The sequence below is a fragment of the Aneurinibacillus uraniidurans genome, from assembly GCF_028471905.1.
Taxonomy (GTDB): Bacteria; Bacillota; Bacilli; order Aneurinibacillales; family Aneurinibacillaceae; genus Aneurinibacillus; species Aneurinibacillus uraniidurans.
Window position 1 is genome coordinate 763,058 of sequence record NZ_CP116902.1, and the last position, 20,977, is coordinate 784,034.

Annotated in this window: 16 protein-coding genes; 13 read left to right on the forward strand and 3 right to left on the reverse strand. The window is 47.0% G+C overall.

What is annotated here, in order from left to right:
• Positions 1–4: 4 nt before the first annotated feature.
• The 3 genes from PO771_RS03835 to PO771_RS03845 all read left to right on the forward strand — a co-directional run bounded on the left by PO771_RS03835 (position 5) and on the right by PO771_RS03845 (position 6,807).
• The gene (locus PO771_RS03835) at positions 5–1,333 is read left to right on the forward strand and encodes a bifunctional folylpolyglutamate synthase/dihydrofolate synthase (protein WP_272561961.1); all 1,329 of its coding nucleotides are present in this window, start codon (positions 5–7) and stop codon (positions 1,331–1,333) included.
• Entirely contained in the window at positions 1,326–2,741 is a 1,416-nt protein-coding gene (gene murC / locus PO771_RS03840; RefSeq protein ID WP_272561962.1) for a UDP-N-acetylmuramate--L-alanine ligase, read from the forward strand. The genes PO771_RS03835 and murC overlap by 8 nt, the downstream gene beginning before the upstream one ends.
• Positions 2,742–2,847: 106 nt before the next feature.
• Positions 2,848–6,807: an Ig-like domain-containing protein gene (locus tag PO771_RS03845; protein ID WP_272561963.1), complete on the forward strand. Its 3,960-nt coding sequence runs from the start codon at positions 2,848–2,850 to the stop codon at positions 6,805–6,807.
• A 555-nt stretch (positions 6,808–7,362) separates the two neighbouring features.
• Here PO771_RS03845 and PO771_RS03850 read toward each other — a convergent pair.
• Genes PO771_RS03850 through PO771_RS03860 form a run of 3 tightly spaced genes read right to left on the reverse strand, consistent with a single transcriptional unit; the run spans position 7,363 to position 10,617 of the window.
• Positions 7,363–9,339, reverse strand: a complete 1,977-nt coding sequence (locus tag PO771_RS03850) for a hypothetical protein (protein ID WP_272561964.1) — start codon at positions 9,337–9,339, stop codon at positions 7,363–7,365.
• A 4-nt stretch (positions 9,340–9,343) separates the two neighbouring features.
• Positions 9,344–10,132 carry a PilW family protein gene (locus PO771_RS03855; protein WP_272561965.1) on the reverse strand — a complete coding sequence of 263 codons (789 nt, stop codon included), beginning with the start codon at positions 10,130–10,132 and terminating at the stop codon, positions 9,344–9,346.
• Between the two features lie 5 nt (positions 10,133–10,137).
• Positions 10,138–10,617 carry a type IV pilus modification PilV family protein gene (locus tag PO771_RS03860; RefSeq protein WP_272561966.1) on the reverse strand — a complete coding sequence of 160 codons (480 nt, stop codon included), beginning with the start codon at positions 10,615–10,617 and terminating at the stop codon, positions 10,138–10,140.
• A gap of 73 nt (positions 10,618–10,690) precedes the next feature.
• Between PO771_RS03860 and PO771_RS03865 the strand changes: the two genes are divergently transcribed.
• The 10 genes from PO771_RS03865 (at position 10,691) to pilO (ending at position 20,777) form a co-directional block, all read left to right on the forward strand.
• Complete coding sequence (locus PO771_RS03865; protein ID WP_272561967.1) at positions 10,691–11,461, forward strand: hypothetical protein; 771 nt, start codon at positions 10,691–10,693, stop codon at positions 11,459–11,461.
• Positions 11,454–12,989: a VanW family protein gene (locus tag PO771_RS03870; RefSeq protein ID WP_272561968.1), complete on the forward strand. Its 1,536-nt coding sequence runs from the start codon at positions 11,454–11,456 to the stop codon at positions 12,987–12,989. The genes PO771_RS03865 and PO771_RS03870 overlap by 8 nt, the downstream gene beginning before the upstream one ends.
• 20 nt (positions 12,990–13,009) lie before the next feature.
• Complete coding sequence (locus tag PO771_RS03875) at positions 13,010–14,668, forward strand: GspE/PulE family protein (protein ID WP_272561969.1); 1,659 nt, start codon at positions 13,010–13,012, stop codon at positions 14,666–14,668.
• Positions 14,669–14,732: 64 nt separating this feature from the next.
• Positions 14,733–15,776: a type IV pilus twitching motility protein PilT gene (locus PO771_RS03880; protein ID WP_272561970.1), complete on the forward strand. Its 1,044-nt coding sequence runs from the start codon at positions 14,733–14,735 to the stop codon at positions 15,774–15,776.
• Between the two features lies 1 nt (position 15,777).
• Positions 15,778–16,992: a type II secretion system F family protein gene (locus tag PO771_RS03885; RefSeq protein ID WP_272561971.1), complete on the forward strand. Its 1,215-nt coding sequence runs from the start codon at positions 15,778–15,780 to the stop codon at positions 16,990–16,992.
• 22 nt (positions 16,993–17,014) lie between these two features.
• Positions 17,015–17,449 (forward strand): prepilin-type N-terminal cleavage/methylation domain-containing protein, encoded by a 435-nt coding sequence (locus PO771_RS03890; RefSeq protein ID WP_272561972.1) that lies wholly within the window; start codon positions 17,015–17,017, stop codon positions 17,447–17,449.
• Positions 17,450–17,550: 101 nt separating this feature from the next.
• Positions 17,551–18,318 (forward strand): prepilin peptidase, encoded by a 768-nt coding sequence (locus tag PO771_RS03895; RefSeq protein ID WP_272561973.1) that lies wholly within the window; start codon positions 17,551–17,553, stop codon positions 18,316–18,318.
• A 48-nt stretch (positions 18,319–18,366) separates the two neighbouring features.
• Entirely contained in the window at positions 18,367–19,368 is a 1,002-nt protein-coding gene (pilM, locus tag PO771_RS03900; protein WP_272561974.1) for a type IV pilus biogenesis protein PilM, read from the forward strand.
• A 5-nt stretch (positions 19,369–19,373) separates the two neighbouring features.
• Positions 19,374–19,985, forward strand: coding sequence for a PilN domain-containing protein (locus tag PO771_RS03905; protein WP_272561975.1), 612 nt, complete (start codon positions 19,374–19,376; stop codon positions 19,983–19,985).
• A gap of 3 nt (positions 19,986–19,988) precedes the next feature.
• A complete protein-coding gene (gene pilO, locus PO771_RS03910; protein ID WP_272561976.1) occupies positions 19,989–20,777 on the forward strand; it encodes a type 4a pilus biogenesis protein PilO in 789 nt (262 codons plus the stop codon).
• Positions 20,778–20,977: the final 200 nt, after the last annotated feature.

The window sequence follows — 20,977 nt, forward strand, 5'->3', positions numbered from 1 at the left end:
GAACGTGGAACAGCATGAGCTGCAAGAGGCGCTGTCCTGGCTTGGCGGACTGGAGCGATTCTCCATCCGCCCGGGCCTTGAACGTATGGAATATTTAATGGAGGCGCTCGGGCATCCCGAGCGTCGCCTTAAGTTTGTTCATATTGCAGGCACGAATGGCAAAGGATCAACAGCGGCATTTCTCGATGCGATCCTGCGAGAAGCAGGGCAGGATACGGGAATGTTTACGTCCCCTTATATTGAAACGTTTCACTCGCGTATTCGCTACAATGGAACCCCTATTAAAACGGAAGAATTGCTTGAGTTAATAGAGCGGATTCGTCCGATTGTAGAAGAGATGCGCAATCATGAAGTAGGGACACCGACGGAATTCGAAGTCGTGACCGCACTAGCATTGCTTTATTTTGCAACCGTTACGTATCCTGATATTGTGATCTGGGAGACCGGGCTTGGCGGACGACTGGATTCAACGAATATTGTTCATCCACTGGCTTCGATTATTACGAACGTCGGACTGGATCATATGAATATACTAGGTGAAACTAGAGCGGACATTGCCCGAGAAAAAGCCGGTATCATTAAAAGCGGTGTTCCAGTTATTATGGGACGTATGCACCCGGATGCTCTCGCTGTGTTAGAAGAGACAGCGCAGGCAAAAAAAGCCACGATGTATCGTGCAGGTCGCGAGTATACAGCGGAACGCCAACTGGCAGAAGGAAGAGAACACCTAACCTTCACGGGTCCATTCGGTCGTCTTGAGAATAGTGAGCTTGGCCTGTACGGGGCCCATCAGACTGACAATGCTGCTGCAGCACTGATGACCATTCAAGTGCTGCGCAGCTACTATGCGCTGTATGTAGATGATGAACATATGCGAAACGGCCTGGCTCGTGCCAAATGGCCAGGACGCTTTGAACGTATCGCAGAAAAACCTGACATGATTTTTGACGGGGCGCATAATGTAGATGGAATAAAAGCATTAAAACAGACCTTGGATGATTACTATCCGGGACAGCGGATTCGACTTGTATTCTCAGCGCTTGGTGATAAGGAATACGCACAGATGGTAGCCGAACTAGCACCGGCCTGCGCTGAAGTATGGGTGGCACGTACCGCTCATCCACGGGCAGCGGAACCGGAGAAAATTGCTGCTGTATTCCAGCAGGTGATACCAGAAATTCCGGTGCATGTATATGAGAACGGCACAGAAGCGTGGGAAGCGGCTTGCACCAATGCTGGGCCGGAGGATGTCATTCTGGTAGCGGGCTCGCTTTATTTTATTTCAGATGTACGGAACGGATGGAAACAAACTAGGAAAGCTGGTGATGAATAAGATGAACACACAGGATAGACAGCAGGAATCGACGAAACGCGAACACGTTCATTTTATCGGCATTGGCGGGTATGGAATGAGTGCCATCGCCCGAGTGATGCTGGATATGGGGTACCATGTAACAGGCTCGGACGTGGCACGCAAAGAACTAACAGATAAGCTGCAAAAAAAAGGAGCACACGTATTTATTGGACACCAGGCGGAGAACGTTGCCAATGCGGATATCGTTGTGTACTCGACTGATATTCCGAAAGACAACGTGGAGCTTACAACGGCGAAAGAGCAAGGGATTACACTGATTCACCGCTCGCAAATGCTTGGTCGTCTGTTGAATGAGAAAAAAGGGATCGCCGTTGCGGGTGCACACGGGAAAACAACAACGTCTTCCATGATTGCCCTTGTGATGGAAAAAGCCGGAGCGGACCCGACTTACATCATTGGCGGGGAAATTATGGACATCGGCAGCAACGCGCGTGCCGGAGCAGGAGAATATGTCGTAGCGGAAGCTGATGAGAGCGATGGTACGTTCCTTGAATATTTCCCGCATATCGCGGTTGTCACAAATATTGAGCCCGACCATCTTGAAAACTATGGCGGCGACTTTGAAAATCTGAAAAAAGCATACCGTCAATTCCTTTCGCAAGTAAAAGCGGACGGAAAAGCGGTTGTATGTGTCGACGATGCATATGTTCGTGAAATGATTGAGGCACAAAAAGAAAATGTGTCATTCCTTACATACGGCATTGAACGTGATGCTGATTATACAGCTGCCAATATTGAACCGGGTGATCGGACAGTTTCATTTGATGTGCTGCATAAAGGGCAGATGCTAGGAAGAATGAAGCTTTCTGTGCCAGGGATGCACAATGTGTATAATGCATTGGCAACGACAGCGGTCTGCTTAGAAGCCGGGCTGACATTTGAAGCGATTGTGCAGGTAATTGTGTTGTTTCGAGGAGCGAAGCGCCGCTTCCAGGTAATTGGGGAAGTGAATGATATTCTTGTGGTGGATGATTACGCTCACCATCCAACGGAGATTGAGGCGACACTCGAAGCATGTCGCTCGACGAATCGTCGCACTGTGGCGATTTTCCAGCCGCAGCGATACACGCGCACATTCTTCCTGCTTGATGCGTTCAGTAAAGCATTCAAAGAAGCGGACGAAGTGATTATTGTCGATATTTATTCGCCAGCGAATGACCCGGAAATCGAAGGGGTAAGTGCTGCGAAACTAGTGGAACTGATTCGCCAGAATAGCAATGCAAATGCTCGTTACATCGCGACCAAACAAGAGGTTGTAGCGGAGCTTGAGAAGCGGACGCAACCAGGAGATCTCGTGATTACGATGGGTGCGGGTGATATCTGGAAAGTGGCCGAACAGTTTGTGACGGTTTTAGAACAAAAATAGTGGTAAAATGTAGAAAGCCTCCCTGGTTGCTATATAGCACAGAGAGGCTTTCTGTCGTATGATATAGGTAGTAGGTCCTTTGAGAAAGAAAGGAAGGGGAGGAAAAATGAAGCGATTGTCACAGCGAATGATTAGTCTGATGATGGTGGTACTGCTGATCATAGGTGGATTGCTTGCAGGGGTTAGCTACATCTGGGCAGACGACACAACAAAGATACGTGTGCTTGAGATTACAGACAAGAAGAATGTAGACAGCAACGGGGAAGAAACGGGTGTACCATCTGAATTAGGGAACCTTGGGAACAAGTATGTCGTGACGACAATAAGTATGAAGCGGTTTGTGGCTTTGCGGGAAGAATTAGATGGAAAGTACGATGTTATTTATATTGGAAGCGGTACGTATTCGACAACAGGGGTTCAAGGGAAAGATCATAATACGAAAGCCGTGATGAATGATATTACGAATCTGAAGGCAAAAGAGATTCGGGAAAAGTTTATTGAAAAAGGACAGCCAGTCGTATTACACGAAGATATTTTCAAAGATAGTGCGAGCAAGCTTAAGGCTAACTTCTATACGTATAAAACCAATCCGGTCGCAAACGTGAAAGTGGTAACGAAAGCGGCAGATGCAATAGCTTTCATTCAATCGCTTGATATCAATATGTTACAGCGACCACATATGGAAATGACCAAAACGCCGGATGATTATATGAAAGGATCTTCTACCGTATATAAGCCGGGAGATACGGTATCATTTGGCTATCGGATCGGGGATTATGATAAGAAACTTGCCTCTCATAAGGCAAGAGTCAATCTTTATCTTGATATGAACTTTGACAAGAAGTACGAAGCATCCGAGATGCTGGCGTCTGTCCCGCTTTCTTCGGCAACTGGAGAACTGAATTATACGCTAACGCGTGGATATTCCGGGATGCGTTATTGGAAGCTGGAAATCGAGGATCTGGATACGCATTTGAAAACATATGAAACGGGCGTATTCCGTTTCCGTGACCGTGCTGTGGAAGTGCGGACGCTCCAGGTTACTCAAGATAACAATCTGGCTAGTAGTCTATTAAATACAAATAACATGAAAGCTAGCTACCTCAATGATTCGAACAATCCCGATTACAAGATTAAAATAACTGTGAAATCGATGAGTGAATTTAATACTACCGAATATAAAAACCTTAACGGGAACTATGACATGCTCATTTTTGGTTTTGCCGATTCGTATAATAATGCAGCGATAAGCGAAGAAGCAGCCAAAGCGGTGAAAACGTTCATTGCCACTAGACAGGGCGTTATGTTTACACACGATACGATTTTTAAGACAGGGAACAACTGGGTGAAATATTTCATGTATGATACTGGACAGATTGCACCGATGACTGACCTTGGATATGGTGCACCGAATACATCCAAAATTACGAAGAAAATGAATGACGGGATGATCAATCAGTATCCGTTCCAGCTTGGAGATAATGTAGCGGTAAATACAACGCATAATCAGTATTACACACTCGATTTGGAAGATGAAACGGTTGTGCCGTGGTATAACATTGTCGGTAGTAAGCGGGATCAGGATGATAGCTGGAACCATTACTACACGTATTCCAAAGGAAGTGTCACCTATTCTGGTACTGGTCATACGAATACGAATTTTCCGGATCAGGAGCAGCGCTTGTTTGTGAATACGATTTACCGGGCTTTTATTGGGGCGAATCACAGTCCAGAGATTACAGCGTATACGCCGAAAAACAATGATAGCATTCGGACAATTGATCCGCTTGAAATCGTCTGGAAGGTAGAGGACTTTGACTTGACCGATCAGTTCCTGGATACGAAAGTAACCATCTACAATGAAAAAGGTGAAGATATTACACCAAAGAATGCGGAAGCACCAAGCAGTTTTACGGATGTTCGCACCGGAACTGTTATGAAATATGTGCTACCTGAGATACCGGCTTCCCTCAAAGAAAACGGTGGTAAGCTTACGATCAAAATTGAAGCGAATGATAAGCGAGGAGCAAAGGCGGAGCCAGTTATTTTGACGGTCAACGTCAAAAAGATTATCGCCAAGCTTGTGCTTGACCGGGAACGAGAAATCAAAGCGGCAGCTGGACAGGAAGCATCTGTTCATTATACAGTAGCACCACTTCCAATTACCGAAAAACTGACCAATGGTGTTGATACGATGCCGGTAACATCCATCCAGTTCCGAGAGACATTCCCGGCAGGTGTGGAAGTAACTGTACCTGCAGGATTTAGTCGTACGGGAACCGTGGATACCGGATATACGGTAACGAAAACATTCGATAATATTGTCTACCGAAAGCAAGCAGATGGGACGTATAAGGCGGACGGTGACGGACTTGCTTTTGAGTTGAAAGTAAAGCCAACAAAAGCCGAGAAGTATGTGCTTGCTGATTCGAAGCTTTCGTATACGGATCTCGATAAAACACCGAATGTAGAAGCAAAATTCCCGGCGCTTATCCTGAATGCAGAGTCCGACGTAACCGGCATTCAGATTAGTCCGAAGCCAGTGACCATTCAAGTTGGCGATACGCAGACGTTGTTTGCGAAGGTACTACCGGATGCTAGCATGGCGAAGAATGTTGTATGGGATTGGCAGTCAAACACAACAATCGCTGAGATTACGGGTCAGACAGGTGGAACGGCGGTAATTAAGGGATTGAATCCGGGGAAGGCTGTATTGCGGGCTTCGATCAAAACTGCAGATGGTCAAACATTAACGGATACGTGTGAGGTTACGGTGATACCGGTGCCTGTAAAAGGAATTAGCCTGCCGCCATATATACAGCTCACAACAGATACAGCGCCAAACAATGAGCCGAAAGTGAAACCGGTAAATACGACAACACTGGTGCCAAATGTTTTTCCGATAAATGCAACAAATAAAAAAGTTAGCTGGTCCAGTGATCACCCTGATTGGGTATCAGTCGATCAGAATGGGACCATTCGAGCTCTTATGCCAGGTAAGACAGCTACGATTACAGCAAAAACCGCGGACGGCGGACAGGAAGCCACATGTGTGGTATATGTCATGAGTGTGGCACTTGATCGTTCTAACATAACGATGAATGTGAACGAATCGACGACACTCGTCCCGAAAGTGACACCGCCAGAAGCACCGAATCAAAATTTGCTCTGGTCATCGAGCAATCCGGCTGTTGTCACAGTTGACGGGAGCGGCAAGCTTACAACAGCCAGCGAAGGAACAGCAGTGATTACAACATGGGTACAAGACAGTCATGCATACGCACAGTGTCAGGTTACGGTAAGTAAGAAGACGCTGATTCCGAAATTTACTGTAGAGGCGAAAATTATCGATAATCAATTCGCGATTGTCAAGGTCACGCCAAAAGAAAATATTATTGATGTCCCTAGCAATGCGGCAAATGAGGAAACGCAGTGGTTTAAACGAACCGAGGATACAACGATTCCTCCATATGAGACAGGGACTACATTACATGATGCTTTTGCGCACGGAAAACCGACACCGGAAGATGGATCATATGAGTTCATCGTACCGAAAGGAGACTTTGCAAAACTTATATACATCACAGCCGTTCAACCAAATGGACTTGGCTCTGCGCAGGAGCATATCAGCGTTATAGCAGCACCGAACATTCCTATACCGGATGATTTCCTGAAAGTGACTGCAAGTGCGGTGCCTGCGTCTGAGAACCGGGCGGCTCAGATTGCGGTTTCGTACGAAGTAAATCCAGATCGACTAGACGAACTGAAAAATCTCGGGGCAACTATTTCCATTAAAGCGGGATCATATACAGTTCAAACAAAGGGGAGTAGTACGAATCCGTTTAGTGGCAAACTAGTGTTGCCAACTGGAAGCATAATGCCATTCGATAAAGAGATTAAAACGAGTCAGCTTTTCAAGACAGCTGGAACATCAGGTGAGTATACGCTAGATGCAAGTGTGGTAGCTAAACTTCAGGCTACCGTTCTAGGTCAACCAATTGTAAAAGAACGAACATTCTCAGTACAGCTTCCATTCAATGTGAAGGCGAAAGAAAATTTGAAATAGCAATGTACACAAGAAGCTGTCCCAAAGCCAAGATATGGCGAACGGGACAGCTTCTTTTTGTAGAATCGACAACGTTTGGTGGTGAGGGAGTGGGAGAAGCCGTTCGTTTTAGTACACTTGCATGGAAGTGAGGACTGTCCGCTCCGGGAGCCCGGCAAACTAGTCCGCAAAGAAAAGCCCCACGATGTTTCTTCATAGAAGAATTGCGGACAAAGGCTCGTTCGCCGTTCTCCCTTCGCTGAGTAAGCGCGTACAGGCACTCTCTTGCTCCTCCCTCCTCCCACTCCCCGCACAACGTTTCGATTTACAAAAAAAATGCCACGCCAGAGCGAACCTGCTCGATCGCCATTGGTTTCTCGAAAGGTAGCTTCCTTGTTTTTTACTTGCATAGCAAAGCTCAGCTTCTTCATCAGCATACCAAAGAGTGGTGGAGGCCCCGCCCGATCCCGGCTCCTCCACCACTCTTTGGAGAAAACCACCCTTAAGCAAGAAGCTGTCCCGCTCGCCATGTTTTGGCCTTTGGGACAGCTTCTTTGTCGTAGAGTGATGTATTTGTTAGAAGACTAGATGGAGTTCATTCGGCAGCGGTGAATAATACACGTCATACACATCGAGCGAGTAGCTGCTTCCAACCGGAAGGCCAGGAGTCGGTCGTTCAAAAATGCCGCGGTTGAACTGGACAACCAGCCGGGCAGCCCCGCCCGTTTTATCATCTTGAGGATCTTCCCGCTTCGTATTCAGCTCAATATAATTGGCACTTGTCGCAAGTCCGCCGACAATCCAGTTGAAGGAGTCGTGCGAGTACAGCTCCAGATTATTTTCCGAATACAGAAAGGCAGATAGTACGGGAGAAGCCTTACCGTTGGTAGAAGTATCTGTCCACTTTCCTACTTGACCCGGGTTATCCCGATCGAGGTACCGATCAGTGAGAGTGATCTTGCCGGTAGAAATAATGGCAAGATTGTTTTTTTTCCCAGCATCGTAGTCTATATTTCCGGCTTCTCGAATGACAACATCCCCGTCTACATAAATTGCTCCTTTGATTTTTATATCTCCGACAATATCAAGATTGCCATGAATGTAGATCACTCCATCAAAAGTAAACGGCTCTCCTGAATTATCTGGTGTTTGCTTGAATGAGCCGGTACGTCCCATCTCTACAGTAGCGAGCTTAGTAGAATCGGTTGGGCCGATAAAAATCCGGTCTGCTTTTCCTTTCAGGCTGTTTCCTGTCAGGCGAATAGTAAGCGGAATGGCTGCGCTGTCTTTCGCATAATCTGAGGCAATCACAAGCTTCTCATCTGCGGTTGTCTGCCCGATATCAATCGGTTCGAGCGCATCGCTATCGTTGACAGGAACTTCAAGGGCAAGCGGGCGTGTCTTGTAGCGGGCAGGATCACCTGGGTTCATCCCGCTTATCAGATCAATTTCCGGTTCTGTCACGGAAAAAGAATTGATTCCATTGTCTGCTTCCTGTTTGGCCATGTAGGAAGCGATACTGCCAAGTGATAATTTCTGTTTCAGGTTTGCATTACGAGAGAAAGTCGGAATATCATAGCCTGGAATATACGGTGTAGTTGATTTTGCATTCAACACGGTCTCATTGTCTGGTAGCGCATGTGGCGTAAACATATTGTGCGATGCCAGCGAAGAGCGCGAGAAATCGTTTATTTCATTTTTGGTCGTAGAGTCGAGATTTGGCTTATCAGCTCCACCCGCTGCAGGCAGCGAAGGAACTTGATAAAGCTTTCCTGTCTGGTTATTGAATACAGCGCGTCCTTCGATATACGACTGCGTGCCGCTGTTTCCAGGATCGATCTTCCAGACGCCATCCTGGCTGTACAGATGCTGGTTGCTTGTTACGAGATTACCAGCCGTGACATCTCCGATAATGTTGCTTCCGCCAAGCAGACGCAAATCTCCGGGTGTACTGACGGCAAAGCGGAATGGAGCATCGATGGTGTTGATATACGCGGTTGCCTTCAGCAGCACGCGCTTCTGCCCGTCACTATTGTCTGCTGCTGCCCGAGCTGGAATGCCGACAATATACAGGCGCAGCTTGCGCACGTACGGCTGACTTGGTTTGATTGGGTCTTTCACCGCAGCAATTATATCGCTCGTTTCGTCTCCGACTGCATCTAGTGAGACATATGCAATGCCGAATCCGCCCTGATCGTGTGGGTTTTCTTTTTGAGGAAGCCAGGTCACCTGGTAGGTTAGTTTTTGGGCTTCTATTTCTTTAATATCTGAGGGATTATTACGTTTTGCCACTTTATCTAGTAGAGCAAGCACGTCACGATCAGCGAGTGGTTTTCCATCTGCCCCGAACTTTGCTTCTTTCTCCATATACGATTGCAAATACATTAGTCCTGTATCAGCGAGCATTTTGCCTTCTACTTCATCATCTGCTATTGCCCGTTGCTTTGCTCCTTGCATCATGTAGGAAGCTAATGAGAAGCCAAGCAGGGTAAGCAGGATGAGAATAAATAGAACGGTTAGTAGTGCAGCACCTTTTTCCCGATGTTGTATCATGAACTCACCCTCTTATCAAATCATTCACAGCAAACTCGGTGCGAACCAGGTGAATGTAGCCTGGGAGCTTGGTTTCGTGTGCGTTCTCCAGACGATTCAACTCTGCTTCTACATCCTCAACATTGCGAAACTGAGTCGTTTCCCCATCACTCGTTGTGATCTGCTCGCCTCTCGGTGCAATGAGCAAATAGACGATCAACTTCTGGCTGCCATCTGTGGTCATCTCAAACAGGCCATCAATCAGATAGCGATTATCCTGAATCGGAAAGCGTTGATACAGTCCGTTTGTACCCGCTGGCAACGTTTCGGATAGCACGTAGCCGACGCGGGAGACGGACGATTGCGTAATTTTTTCCTCGTCCTGGTTATTTGGATCACGAGACACAAGCTTCACGCTGCGATAGTAGACAAGTGCGGCATTTTGGGCAGCATTTCTTGCTGTCTCATCCATCATGCCACCTGCCAGCCTGTTGGAGAAGATTCGCTTTAATGTATCTTCGGAATCAGACGGATAGTTCTTCAGTTCAAACGAAGAGACGGGGCTAATGCTGTCTGACTTATTCGGTTCTGTAGCCGACTCTTTATGTTCACGCAATGTACGCATGATATCGCCCAGTACAAAATCCGCTTCATTGCGCAGATCGGTTTGTGTCCGGGTAGTGGCATACAAGGAAACCCCTTTCGTATAAACCGAGGTGAGCGGAAGTAGAATCGCAAAAAAGATGGTCAGTGCGGCTAGCACTTCAATTAGAGTCAGCCCGCGTTCATCGTGTGGTACATGTATATGTCGCATCACGCTCACCCTTTCTCCGGAACGCCTGTGTGCAGCACAGCCAGTACATCGTCTGGGTGATTCGCATCACGTACGGTAATAGTCAGCAGCAAAAGCTGGTGGGCAGTATCTGGATCAAGGGCGCTAATCGCTACCTTTTGTAAATAGCTGCGTCCGTTAATGATGAGCGGTGCTCCTGCATTTATTGTAATGGTCTGCCCTTTAAGCTTTTTCATTTCGTCATATGTAACTGGTGTGCCTGCCGCAATTGTCACTCCATTGACTGTAGTAGCTGACGTAACAATCCCCGCTTCGCTTTTCCATTCTTCGGCAGTTTGCCGTGCTAGATTCAGTGCGATCATCCGGTTATCTTGCTTCTTGGAAAGACCGTAGCTTTTTACAAAAAAATTGCTGAATAATAGAATCGCGATCGAGAAAATGACGAGAGCTGCAACGACTTCAATCAGGGTGAAGCCTTTTTCTTTTTGTGTCATATCATCTGTCACCCTTCCTTTCCTCCTTCCTTTATATTATATTTAGCAAGAAACGCATAGAATTTTTTTGAAAATGGGTGATACAATGAACCTAGCAGGACTAACTGGATATTATCTTTTATATGCCTTTTTGACTATTTTATTAAGTATTCTTTCGCGCCACAAGTTAAAAGAAATAAAACGTGGGTATATTGCCTTTGGAATCGCGGTCTGTCTTGGCGCAGCAGCACCATTTCTCACAGCATGGTTTGGCCTACTTATGGTTGTTGTGCTTCTTGCAGTTGTTTCTGTTGTGCTTGTGCTTACGTTTTCATTTGTGGAAGCAGAAGAGGCGGTGTGGGTACATGTTCCGCTTCCGATAGAAGATGATAGGGATGCTGTGAAACAAGAAGATGAGGTAGAAGTGGAAGTGGAAGTGGAAGCAGAGGAGGAACATAAAGCGGCGGAATTGTTACAGTTTGCTAATGAGCCTGTATCGATGGAGCAAGAAATGCACGATCTATTGAATCATACAGCGTTCTCTGCTGCTACAGATGAAGATCATAGTATGATAGAGTTACAGTTTATTGAGGAATTACCGATGAAAGAAGAAGAACCATTGATAAAAGAAAAAGAAGAAGTACAGGAAGAGTCTTCTCTACTAGAAGATGAGGTTCTAGAGGCAGAGCCTCATCTTGCATTTGAGTTTGAAGACGACTCGCCAGCGCCTGTTTTTGAACGGGAAGCTGACGAGAAGGAGAAGGACTATTTTGTTCATCTTGGTGATGTATTACAAGAAGAGGGTGTATCGTTTGAACGCCTGAAAAGTAAGGCAGATGATGATCCTACGGAAGAGGGAGGATGGCACCGTGCTTGAGAAACTGCGCGGAAAAGAAACAAAAACAATGCTTATCCTGCTGTTTGCTCAGCTGACGATCGTAAGCCTGCTCGCTCTGTCAGTTTCCGGGGTGGCGGGAGAAATCGATCCGGGCGGTGACTATGACCCGCAATTGACAGTAGCCGGGCTACCATTGAGCGGCTTGACAGAGAAGCAAGCTCAGGAAAAAATCCAGCAGCTTGTAAATCGTATGCAAAAGGAACAAGTAATTTTGACGATTGATACGAGACAACGTCCAGTCGCTCAGCAGGAGATTGGCGTACGATATGATATTGCCGGAACGCTAGAGGATGCCAAACGTACCTCTGAAGAACGATCCGGCGTGCTTGGATGGTGGAAAAGCTGGCGGGGAACGTCTCCGACAGCTGACCTGCCATTACGTGTAACCTTTGATAAGGCAAGAGCGTCTACTATTCTAGGAGAAATGGAGCAGACGATCAATCGGACGGCTGTTCCGGCTCAGGTAGAAATTACGGGCTCCAATGCTCGTGTTATACCGGAAATAGAAGGACGACATCTCAGTATTGAGAAAACGATTACGGCATTGACACATGAACTTTCATATTACGAGAAGCACCTGCATGTTCCACTCGTAGTAGACAGCAGCAAGCCCGAACTTACCAAAAATGATCTTGCCGGGGTAGAGGCTTTACTCGGTGAGCAGCGCCTTGGTCTTGGCGGAGATGCTGCACGGCTTGATAATGTACAGAAAGCAGCCTCTTTACTGAATGGGGCTGTAATTAAACCACAAGAAACGTTTTCCTTTAATGCACGTACCGGACCTTTTAATCCGGGTAAGGGATATATTCCGGTAGCTGCACCTGCAGACAAACCGGAGGATGGAGTGAGCGGAGGTGCCTCTCAGGTCGCCTCTGCTCTGTATTACAGTGCACTGGCGGGACGGATTGGCATCGTGACGCGCAGTCCACATCTTCATCAGGTGGAGTATGCATCACCTGGACTAGATGCTTTTGTAGATGGCAAGGAAAAAGACTTACAGCTTGTAAATCGAAGCGATAAGCCTATATACATATATGCCACAGTACAAAATAATGAACTGCGTGTCGCGCTGTTTGGAGGTAAGCAAAAAGGCTTACCTGCTGCTGTCAGCACAAGTGAGGTTCAGGAAATCCCGCAGGATACTGTTGTGCGGGCGGACAATACCATGCCGTATGGACAGGAGCGCATCATTCGCCAGGGAGCAGCTGGTACGCGTGTTAGTGTGAATGTGGCGTGGTACAACGAAGCTGGTACGCTTCAAAAAGAGAGGGTCTCAGTAGATTACTACGTACCGATCCCGACCATTATCGCATCGAGTATTCGGAAGGAAGGAGAGGCGGCGAATCCTGCGCCTGTCTCCAACTCGGAGACTTCTTCGAGTTCAGGAACAGTGTCAAATACGACACCATCTCCGACTCCTCCACCAGCAGAAAAAGTACCTGTACCGGAAAAGGGCACGGGAAGTACAAAAATCAGAGTCAAAGATAACGTCATTTATTTGGATTAGCAGGAGAGGAAGGTGCTTCGATGGCGCGTAAACGTCTTGGTGACATCCTGATTGAAAGCGGCATGATCTCAGAAGAGCAGTTGAAAAAAGCGCTGGAAGAGCAGAAAAAATCAAAGCTGAAGCTGGGAGATCATCTGCTTCAGACCGGATATATTACGGAGCAGCAGTTGATTGAGACACTGGAGTTTCAATTAGGTATCCCGCATGTTCGTCTGTTTCGCTATCGGCTTGATCCATCTCTTTCAAGCATTGTGCCGGAAGAGGTCGCTCGCCGCAACCTGCTGATTCCGATAAAAAAAGAGGGTAACAGGCTGACGATTGCAATGGTTGATCCGATGGACTATTTTGCCATTGATGAGCTTCGGATGAGCACAGGATTTGCGATCGATCCGGTTATTGCTACGCGCGATGAAGTACAGCGGGCGATTAATCGTATGTACAGCATGCAGGACTCCGTAAAAGAGCTCATGGAGAATATGAATTCGACATTGGATGTGGAAGAGGCCGAAGTAACGGATGAGGATTCACCGATTGTCCGCCTTGTAAATCAGATGTTCGAACAGGCAACGCAGCTTCGGGCGAGTGATATTCACATTGATCCACAAGATGACGGCGTTCGGATTCGCTATCGGATTGATGGAATGCTTCGTACAGAGCGGGTGCTCCCCCGTCATATGCACGGGATTTTGACAGCTCGTCTTAAAATTATGGCGAACTTGAACATTGCGGAACGGCGTGTGCCGCAGGATGGACGCATGCAGTTGCGGATTGCGTATAAAGAATACGATATTCGTGTTTCGGTGCTGCCAACGGTTTTCGGGGAGAAAATCGTGATGCGTCTGCTGGATTTAACGAATGTCATGATGGAAATTGATCAGCTTGGACTGACAAGGCGCAATCTGGTTGCATTTCGTGAGATTATTCGCAAGCCAAATGGCATTTTTCTGCTGACAGGTCCGACAGGAAGCGGAAAATCGACGACCCTGTATGCGGTGCTTCATCATTTGAATCGTGAGGATGTAAATATTATCACGGTAGAGGACCCGGTGGAGTACCAGCTTGAAGGCGTTAATCAGGTTCAGGTCAATTCAGCTATCGGCATGACGTTCGCCTCCTCGCTGCGTTCGATTCTTAGGCAGGACCCGGACATTATTATGATCGGGGAGATGCGTGATACCGAAACAGCTGAGATCGGGATTCGTGCTGCGCTTACGGGTCACCAAGTATTGAGCACGTTGCATACGAATGATGCGATTAGCAGCATTATTCGTATGAGTGATATGGGGATTGAACCGTTTTTGATTGCATCGTCTGTGAATGGCGTAATGGCACAGCGGCTTGTGCGCCGTATTTGCAAGGAGTGCCGCTATGAACATCCGGTGAATGAGCATGAACAAGCTATTTTTGCCCAGCGTGGTGTCAAGGTTGAGAAGCTATGGCGTGGGAAAGGCTGTGCCGCATGCAATCTTACCGGCTATCGGGGACGAGCGGCGCTGCATGAAATCTTTTCGCTTGATGATACGATGCGCCGGATGATTGCAGAGCGAGCCCCTGCTTCTGAACTGCGCCGTCATGCGATGAAAAACGGCATGATTTTGCTGCTTGATGACGGGCTGATTAAAGTGACGCAGGGCATTACGACGATGGAAGAAGTATTGCGCGTTTGTGCTACGGAATAAAAATGAAAAAAATTAGTGATATAGGCAATAAGTAGTAGTAAAATATAATCAGGGGTAATGAAGGATGAGCGAGATTGATATTAAGAAATTGCTAAAGTACGCCTGTGAGAAGAAAGCGTCTGATCTTCATATTACGGTGGGATCTGCTCCTGTTTTCCGGATTGATGGGGAATTAAAACGGCTTGATATTCCATCGCTTACACCACAGGATACGGAACTGATGGCCCGTGAGTTAATCCGGGAGGATCTGTACGCGTCTTTTATCGAGCGAGGGGAGCTTGATTTCTCATACGGTTTGCCGGGAGTATCGCGTTTCCGTGTTAATGCGTATCATCAGCGTGGTTGCATTAGTCTGGTAGCCCGTGTTGTGCCAGCGGGGATTCCAGGGCTTGATTCTCTGGCACTTCCTGACGTACTTAAGACGCTTTGTCGCAAACCACAGGGGCTTGTACTGGTTACAGGTCCGACGGGTAGCGGGAAATCGACCACGCTTGCGGCGATGATCGACTATATTAACAGTACGATGCGCAAGCATATCATTACGCTGGAAGATCCGATTGAGTATTTGCATAAGCATCAGCTTTCGATTATCAACCAGCGGGAGGTCGGGTTTGATACGAATGATTTTGCGAGTGGGCTTCGATCCGCACTCAGACAGGACCCGGATGTGATTCTGGTCGGGGAGATGCGCGATCTGGAGACGATTAGTACCGCGATTACGGCAGCAGAAACCGGTCACCTCGTATTTGCTACGCTGCATACATCCGATGCGCCGCAAACGATTGATCGTATTATTGACGTATTTCCTGGAAGTCAGCAGCCACAGGTCCGAATTCAGCTGGCATCCGTTCTTGTCAGCATCGTCTCCCAGCGTTTGTTCCAGAAGGTGGGGGGCGGCCGAGTAGCAGCGACAGAAGTTCTCGTGAATACATCGGCTATTGGCAACTTGATTCGGATGGAGAAAGTGCATCAGATTAAAAGCATGATGCAGACAGGCAAGGAGCTTGGAATGCATACGATGGAGATGTCGATTAAGGAGCTGTTGGGCCAAGGGATCGTCACACGTCAGACGGTACAGCACCATTTGAATGAAAGGGTGTTTGAGTAACATGCCGCTGTTTTCGTATGAAGCAGTCGGGCTGGACGGAATGAAGGCAAAAGGCAAGATTACAGCAGCGAGCAAGCCAATCGCACTTGCGGAGCTGAAGCAGCAGGGGCTATACGTTTCCGCAATTCGTGAAGAGAAGCAGAGTGTACTGAAACGGGAATGGACACTGTTTCGTCCGGTTAAGAGTAAAGATTTTATTGTGTTCTTGCGGCAGCTCTCAACACTTATTAAGGCCGGTGTTGGCATTGTAGAAAGCATTCATATTCTTGCCCAGCAGAGTGAGAGTAAGCGGCTTCGTCAGGTACTGCTTGATATTGAGCTTGAGATTCAAGGAGGACGGCAGCTTTCGGAAGCATGTGCCAAGCATCCGCGTATTTTTGATGAATTGTATATTAGTATGCTAAAAGCAGCCGAAGCGTCTGGAAGTATGGAAACGATACTGGACCGGATGGCCGGATTTTATGAGAAATCGCATTATACGAGAGAAAAGCTCAAGTCCGCGATGATTTACCCCTTTACGATGCTTGTACTTACCGTGGGAGTTACGCTGTATTTGCTGACAAATGTGGTGCCGATGTTTGTCCAGATGTTTAACGGATTGCATGCAGAGCTTCCTGCTATTACGAAAAGCGTAGTCGCTGTTAGTAATAGCGTCATTGAAACATGGTATATGTATGCACTGGCTATACTCGGTGTATATATAGCTTTGCGATTTATCTTTCGCACGAAGCGGGGGCGGTACTGGGCGGATTATATGAAGCTACGTATCCCGGTGTTCGGCAAGCTGCTGCAAAAAGGGGCGCTGGCGCGGCTGAGCCGGACGATGAGTACGCTGTTTGCGAGTTCTGTGCCGGTTTTACAGGCGCTTACGATTGTGGAGAATGTGGCAGATAATCGGGTAATCGGGCAAGCGATCGCTAAATCACGAGATAGTTTGCGAGAAGGGCGACCGCTATCTGAACCGCTTAAGCAGGAGAAGGTTTTTCCGCCGCTTGTTAGTCACATGATTGCGATCGGCGAGGAGACCGGCGCAATGGATGGGATGCTGGAGAAGATTGCGGAATTCTACGAGGCAGAAGTAGAAAACTCGGTGGAGCGCATTAAAGCGCTCATTGAGCCTGTTATGATTGTCGTACTTGCGGTTATCATCGGTTCCATTGTTTTGTCTATTATGGTACCGATGTTTGAGATATTTAACCGAATTGATCAACAGTAAACAAGAAATGGGGGAGTGTATCATGTTCAAACGTTTGAGGGAAGATCAGAAAGGTTTGACGCTGATCGAATTACTGGCGGTTGTTGTTATTCTCGGGATTATTATCGCGATTGCGATCCCTTCCATTAGCGGGATTATCGAGAGACAGAAAGTGAAGGCGCATGACGCAAATGCTGCGATGGTTCTGGATGCGGCCAAGATGTACTATATCGATAACCCGGGTCAAGCTATAAAGGGCAATTCAATTACTTTAAAAGGATTAACAGATGGAAAATATTTAGATGGTATTCCGAAAAATCCGTTTACAGGAAAACAATATGATGGCACAACTAATAAAGTAGATTATGCGGATGGTGGAGAATTACAAGTTACGTTATTAAGCGAAGTGAGTGGAATTGATCGTGATTATAAAGGTGCAACGCGAGCAGATGTTTTAGCAGATAAGTATTCAAAATAATAGTACATGGAATCGAGACACTCCTTTTCTGGAATGAATGGAAAAGGAGTGTGATTTCCCGGAAAGACAAAAATTAAGAGGGAACAGGGAGGAGGAGCGTGGTGATCAGCTCTATCATAACTGGATTCTTTTTTTTATATGGGCTGATACTAGGCTCGTTCTTCAATGTTGTTGGACTCAGAATGCCGAACGGAGAGTCGATCGTGCGACCGCGTTCGTATTGTCCGCACTGCCGTCGTACGTTAGCGGCACGTGATCTGGTGCCGATTCTATCGTATATGTGGAATAAGGGACATTGTCGATACTGCGGGAATCCAATCCCGCCGGGTTATTCTGTTATGGAATTCATAACCGGACTGTTATTCGCAGCGACGTATCAGGCATTTGGCTTGACGCCTGAGACAGGCATGGTTTTGCTGTTCATCTCTGTTCTCGTTATTGTCACGGTATCGGACCTGGCGTATTTTCTTATTCTGGATAAAATCACATTTCCGGCGTTTTTTGCGATACTCATTCTTCGTTTTTTCATTCACCCGAATGAGTCATATGAAGCCCATCTCATTGGTGCTGGGCTTGGATTTGGCATCTTTTATATCATCGCTATGTTTGCACGGGGTGGATTCGGTTTTGGAGATGTAAAGCTGTTTACAGTCGTCGGATTATTTCTTGGCTGGCCGCGTCTGCTAGTGGTCATCATGTTATCCACCTGCCTTGGTACATTATTCGGGCTGCTTATGATGATAGCAGGACGAGCGACAGAAGGGCGCAAGACTGCCATTCCGTTTGGTCCGTTTATCGCACTTGGAAGCGTATTGGCTGTCTTTTTCGGTTATGATTTGATTGACTGGTACTGGAGTCTGTTCTGGTGACCGTCATTTTGTAGTATGATTTTTCTGGGAAAATAGAGGGGGATAGCTATGAAACTTCCATTTTTTCGGCAGTCTGTCGGTTCGGTAGGCATGCTGCTGACAGATACCGGCCTGCGGTACGCGGAAGTTCGTACTACAGGGGAGCGGGTTCAAGTCAGACAGGCAGGGCTGATTGAGCTTGAGTCTGGTTGTGTAGAAGGCGGACGAATTGTGGATATGGAGAAAACAGTCGCTCGCCTTAGCGCCGGGCTTACGCGGACCCGTTTAAAGCATAAGCGCGTGAGCATATCGGTCCCGACCTCAATGATCATTGTCCGGGCGGTTCCGCTTCCAAAAGTCCCGGCTCGTGAAGCGCGCCCACTTCTGGAGATGGAGCTTTCTTCTACCGTGCATCTGCCGTTTACGAATCCATATTTTGATTATTATAAACTTCCAGATGAAGTGGTAGAAGAGAGAGAAGATGAGGCGGGTCAAAAGGAGAGTATACGGCTTGACAACTATCTGGTGGTGGCAGCCCCAGGCAATATAGTTGAAGAGTATGTCCAGCTTTTTGAGCGACTTGATCTATCGCTTTATGCGATTGATATTGAGCCGCTGGCACTGCATCGCCTTCTTATGCAGGCTGGAGTAGACCACGAATCGTGTATAATGTATATGCAGTTTGATACAGATGCGATTAATGTCTCCTTTTTTCGGGAGAATGCCCCTGAGTTCATCCGCAGTATCCCGCTTACGATGCCCAATTATCAGTCGGTAGAGGGGACACATCTCTCAGATGGTCTGGAGGCATTGGCGGTTGAGGCAGCCCGTGAGGTCGAGCGTGTGCTAAACTTTTATCAGTTTACGATCAAAAATGACGGAACGCGTGTTAGAACGCTATACATTACCGGTACGTTCGTTGGGATTGAGAACGTGATTGAATCCATGCGTGGCGTATTGTCCGGGATTGAGATTAGCCTGTTTCCGGCTGACAATATTATGCATCCGTTTTTTGAAGATCGTGACATTCAAGATTATATAATTCCAATTGGATTATCCATGAAAGGTTGAGCGGCATGGTTGAGATTAATCTTCTTCCCCCGAAAAAACCAAAAATCAACACGCCTAGACTGACAGTGGGTATTCTGGCATTTGTCTGGGGAGTCGGCACGATTGTGACCGGGTACGCGCATTATTGTGCGGTACAGGAACAAAAAGCATTGTCTCAACAGATTGAGCAGCAGGAGAAGATCCTATCCCGTGCCGAGCAAAAGCAAAGTGAAGATCACTCACCGGCTACGTGGAAACAGTACGCTGATCTTTCGGAAAAAATGAAGCAATTGTTTTATCCACCAACCGTAATGCTCGATGAACTGGCACAAAGCCTGCCTGCGAATAGTCGATTGACTGAGGTGAAGTATACGCTAAATGGGCAGATTACCGTCCAGGGATATTTTGAGAAATATGAAGACATTGCCGCGTATGTCCATCATCTGGAGAAGTCACCTCACATGGTCAGTGCTACGATGAAAAGCATTACCGCGCTTCCGGTTACATGGAACGGAAAAGAAGAGCTGTCTCCGTTAGCAAAAGCTGCAGGAGGCAAGGTACAACCGCGCTATCGGGCCGAATTTACCCTGGTTGCGGTGACAATTGATGAGAAGAATGTTGTGCGGAAGAAGGGATAGCTGATGGAAGAAAAGCAGCGCCAATCGATTCTTGTTTTATTCAGTCTGCTATTCGTACTACTTGCAGTTTACTACTTTCTGTATTATCAGCCTGCTGTGCGAGAGAAAGAACAAGCTGAGGTACGTGTAGAGACACTAAAAAGCAAAGTGAGTGCCTTATCATCCAGACAAAAACAGACAGATGGCAAACCACCGCAGGAGCAGGTACAAAAAATTACTGAGCGCATCCCGGTTGAACCGTATACCGATCAGCTTGTGCTTGATCTGGGAAATTTGCAGAGTGTAGGTCGTGTGCGGATTGTGAACGTTTCGTTTGAGGAAGGGAAAGACGTAAACGTCAAGCAGCTCGCAGCATTGTTCGGAACGCCGCTTGCAAACGAGCAAGGGGACAAGAAGACGTCGCTTGAAGAAAAGCTCGATGTGACCGAGAAAAAAGAAGCAGCATCTGTCAAAAATGACGTAAAGCCTTCTGTGAATGTACAGGCTGTTGAGCAGGCACTTCCATCTGAAACGTTGAAAGCGGTAGAGATGAAGCTTACGGTGAAAGGGAATTATTCTGATATTTATACGTTTGTTAACGAACTACAAAATATCTCGCGTTACCTGCGTGTTGATGAGTTGTCGTTTACTTCTCCACGAAAAGATGATTTTGTGATTCCGAAAGACCAGCAGTTGAATGCGTCTCTCAAATTGACAAGCTACTACGCACCGCAGTATGCACCATTGCTTGATAAGAAACCGGAGCCGGTCGTGCCGGCTGCTGCAGGAAAGAAAGATCCAACCGTTGAATAAGTACAGCCCGCCGCGCATTGCGCGGTTTTTTTATTCCAGAAATAAAGGAATTATATGATTATTACATACCTTCTATGATTCTCTTTTGAAAAATAACATTAACATCATATATATAGTGCAACTTTTGCATCACATACATATTACTATTCATTTCTGTGTTATTATCTCGATAAAAGTATAGGCAGTACCCAATATCTTAC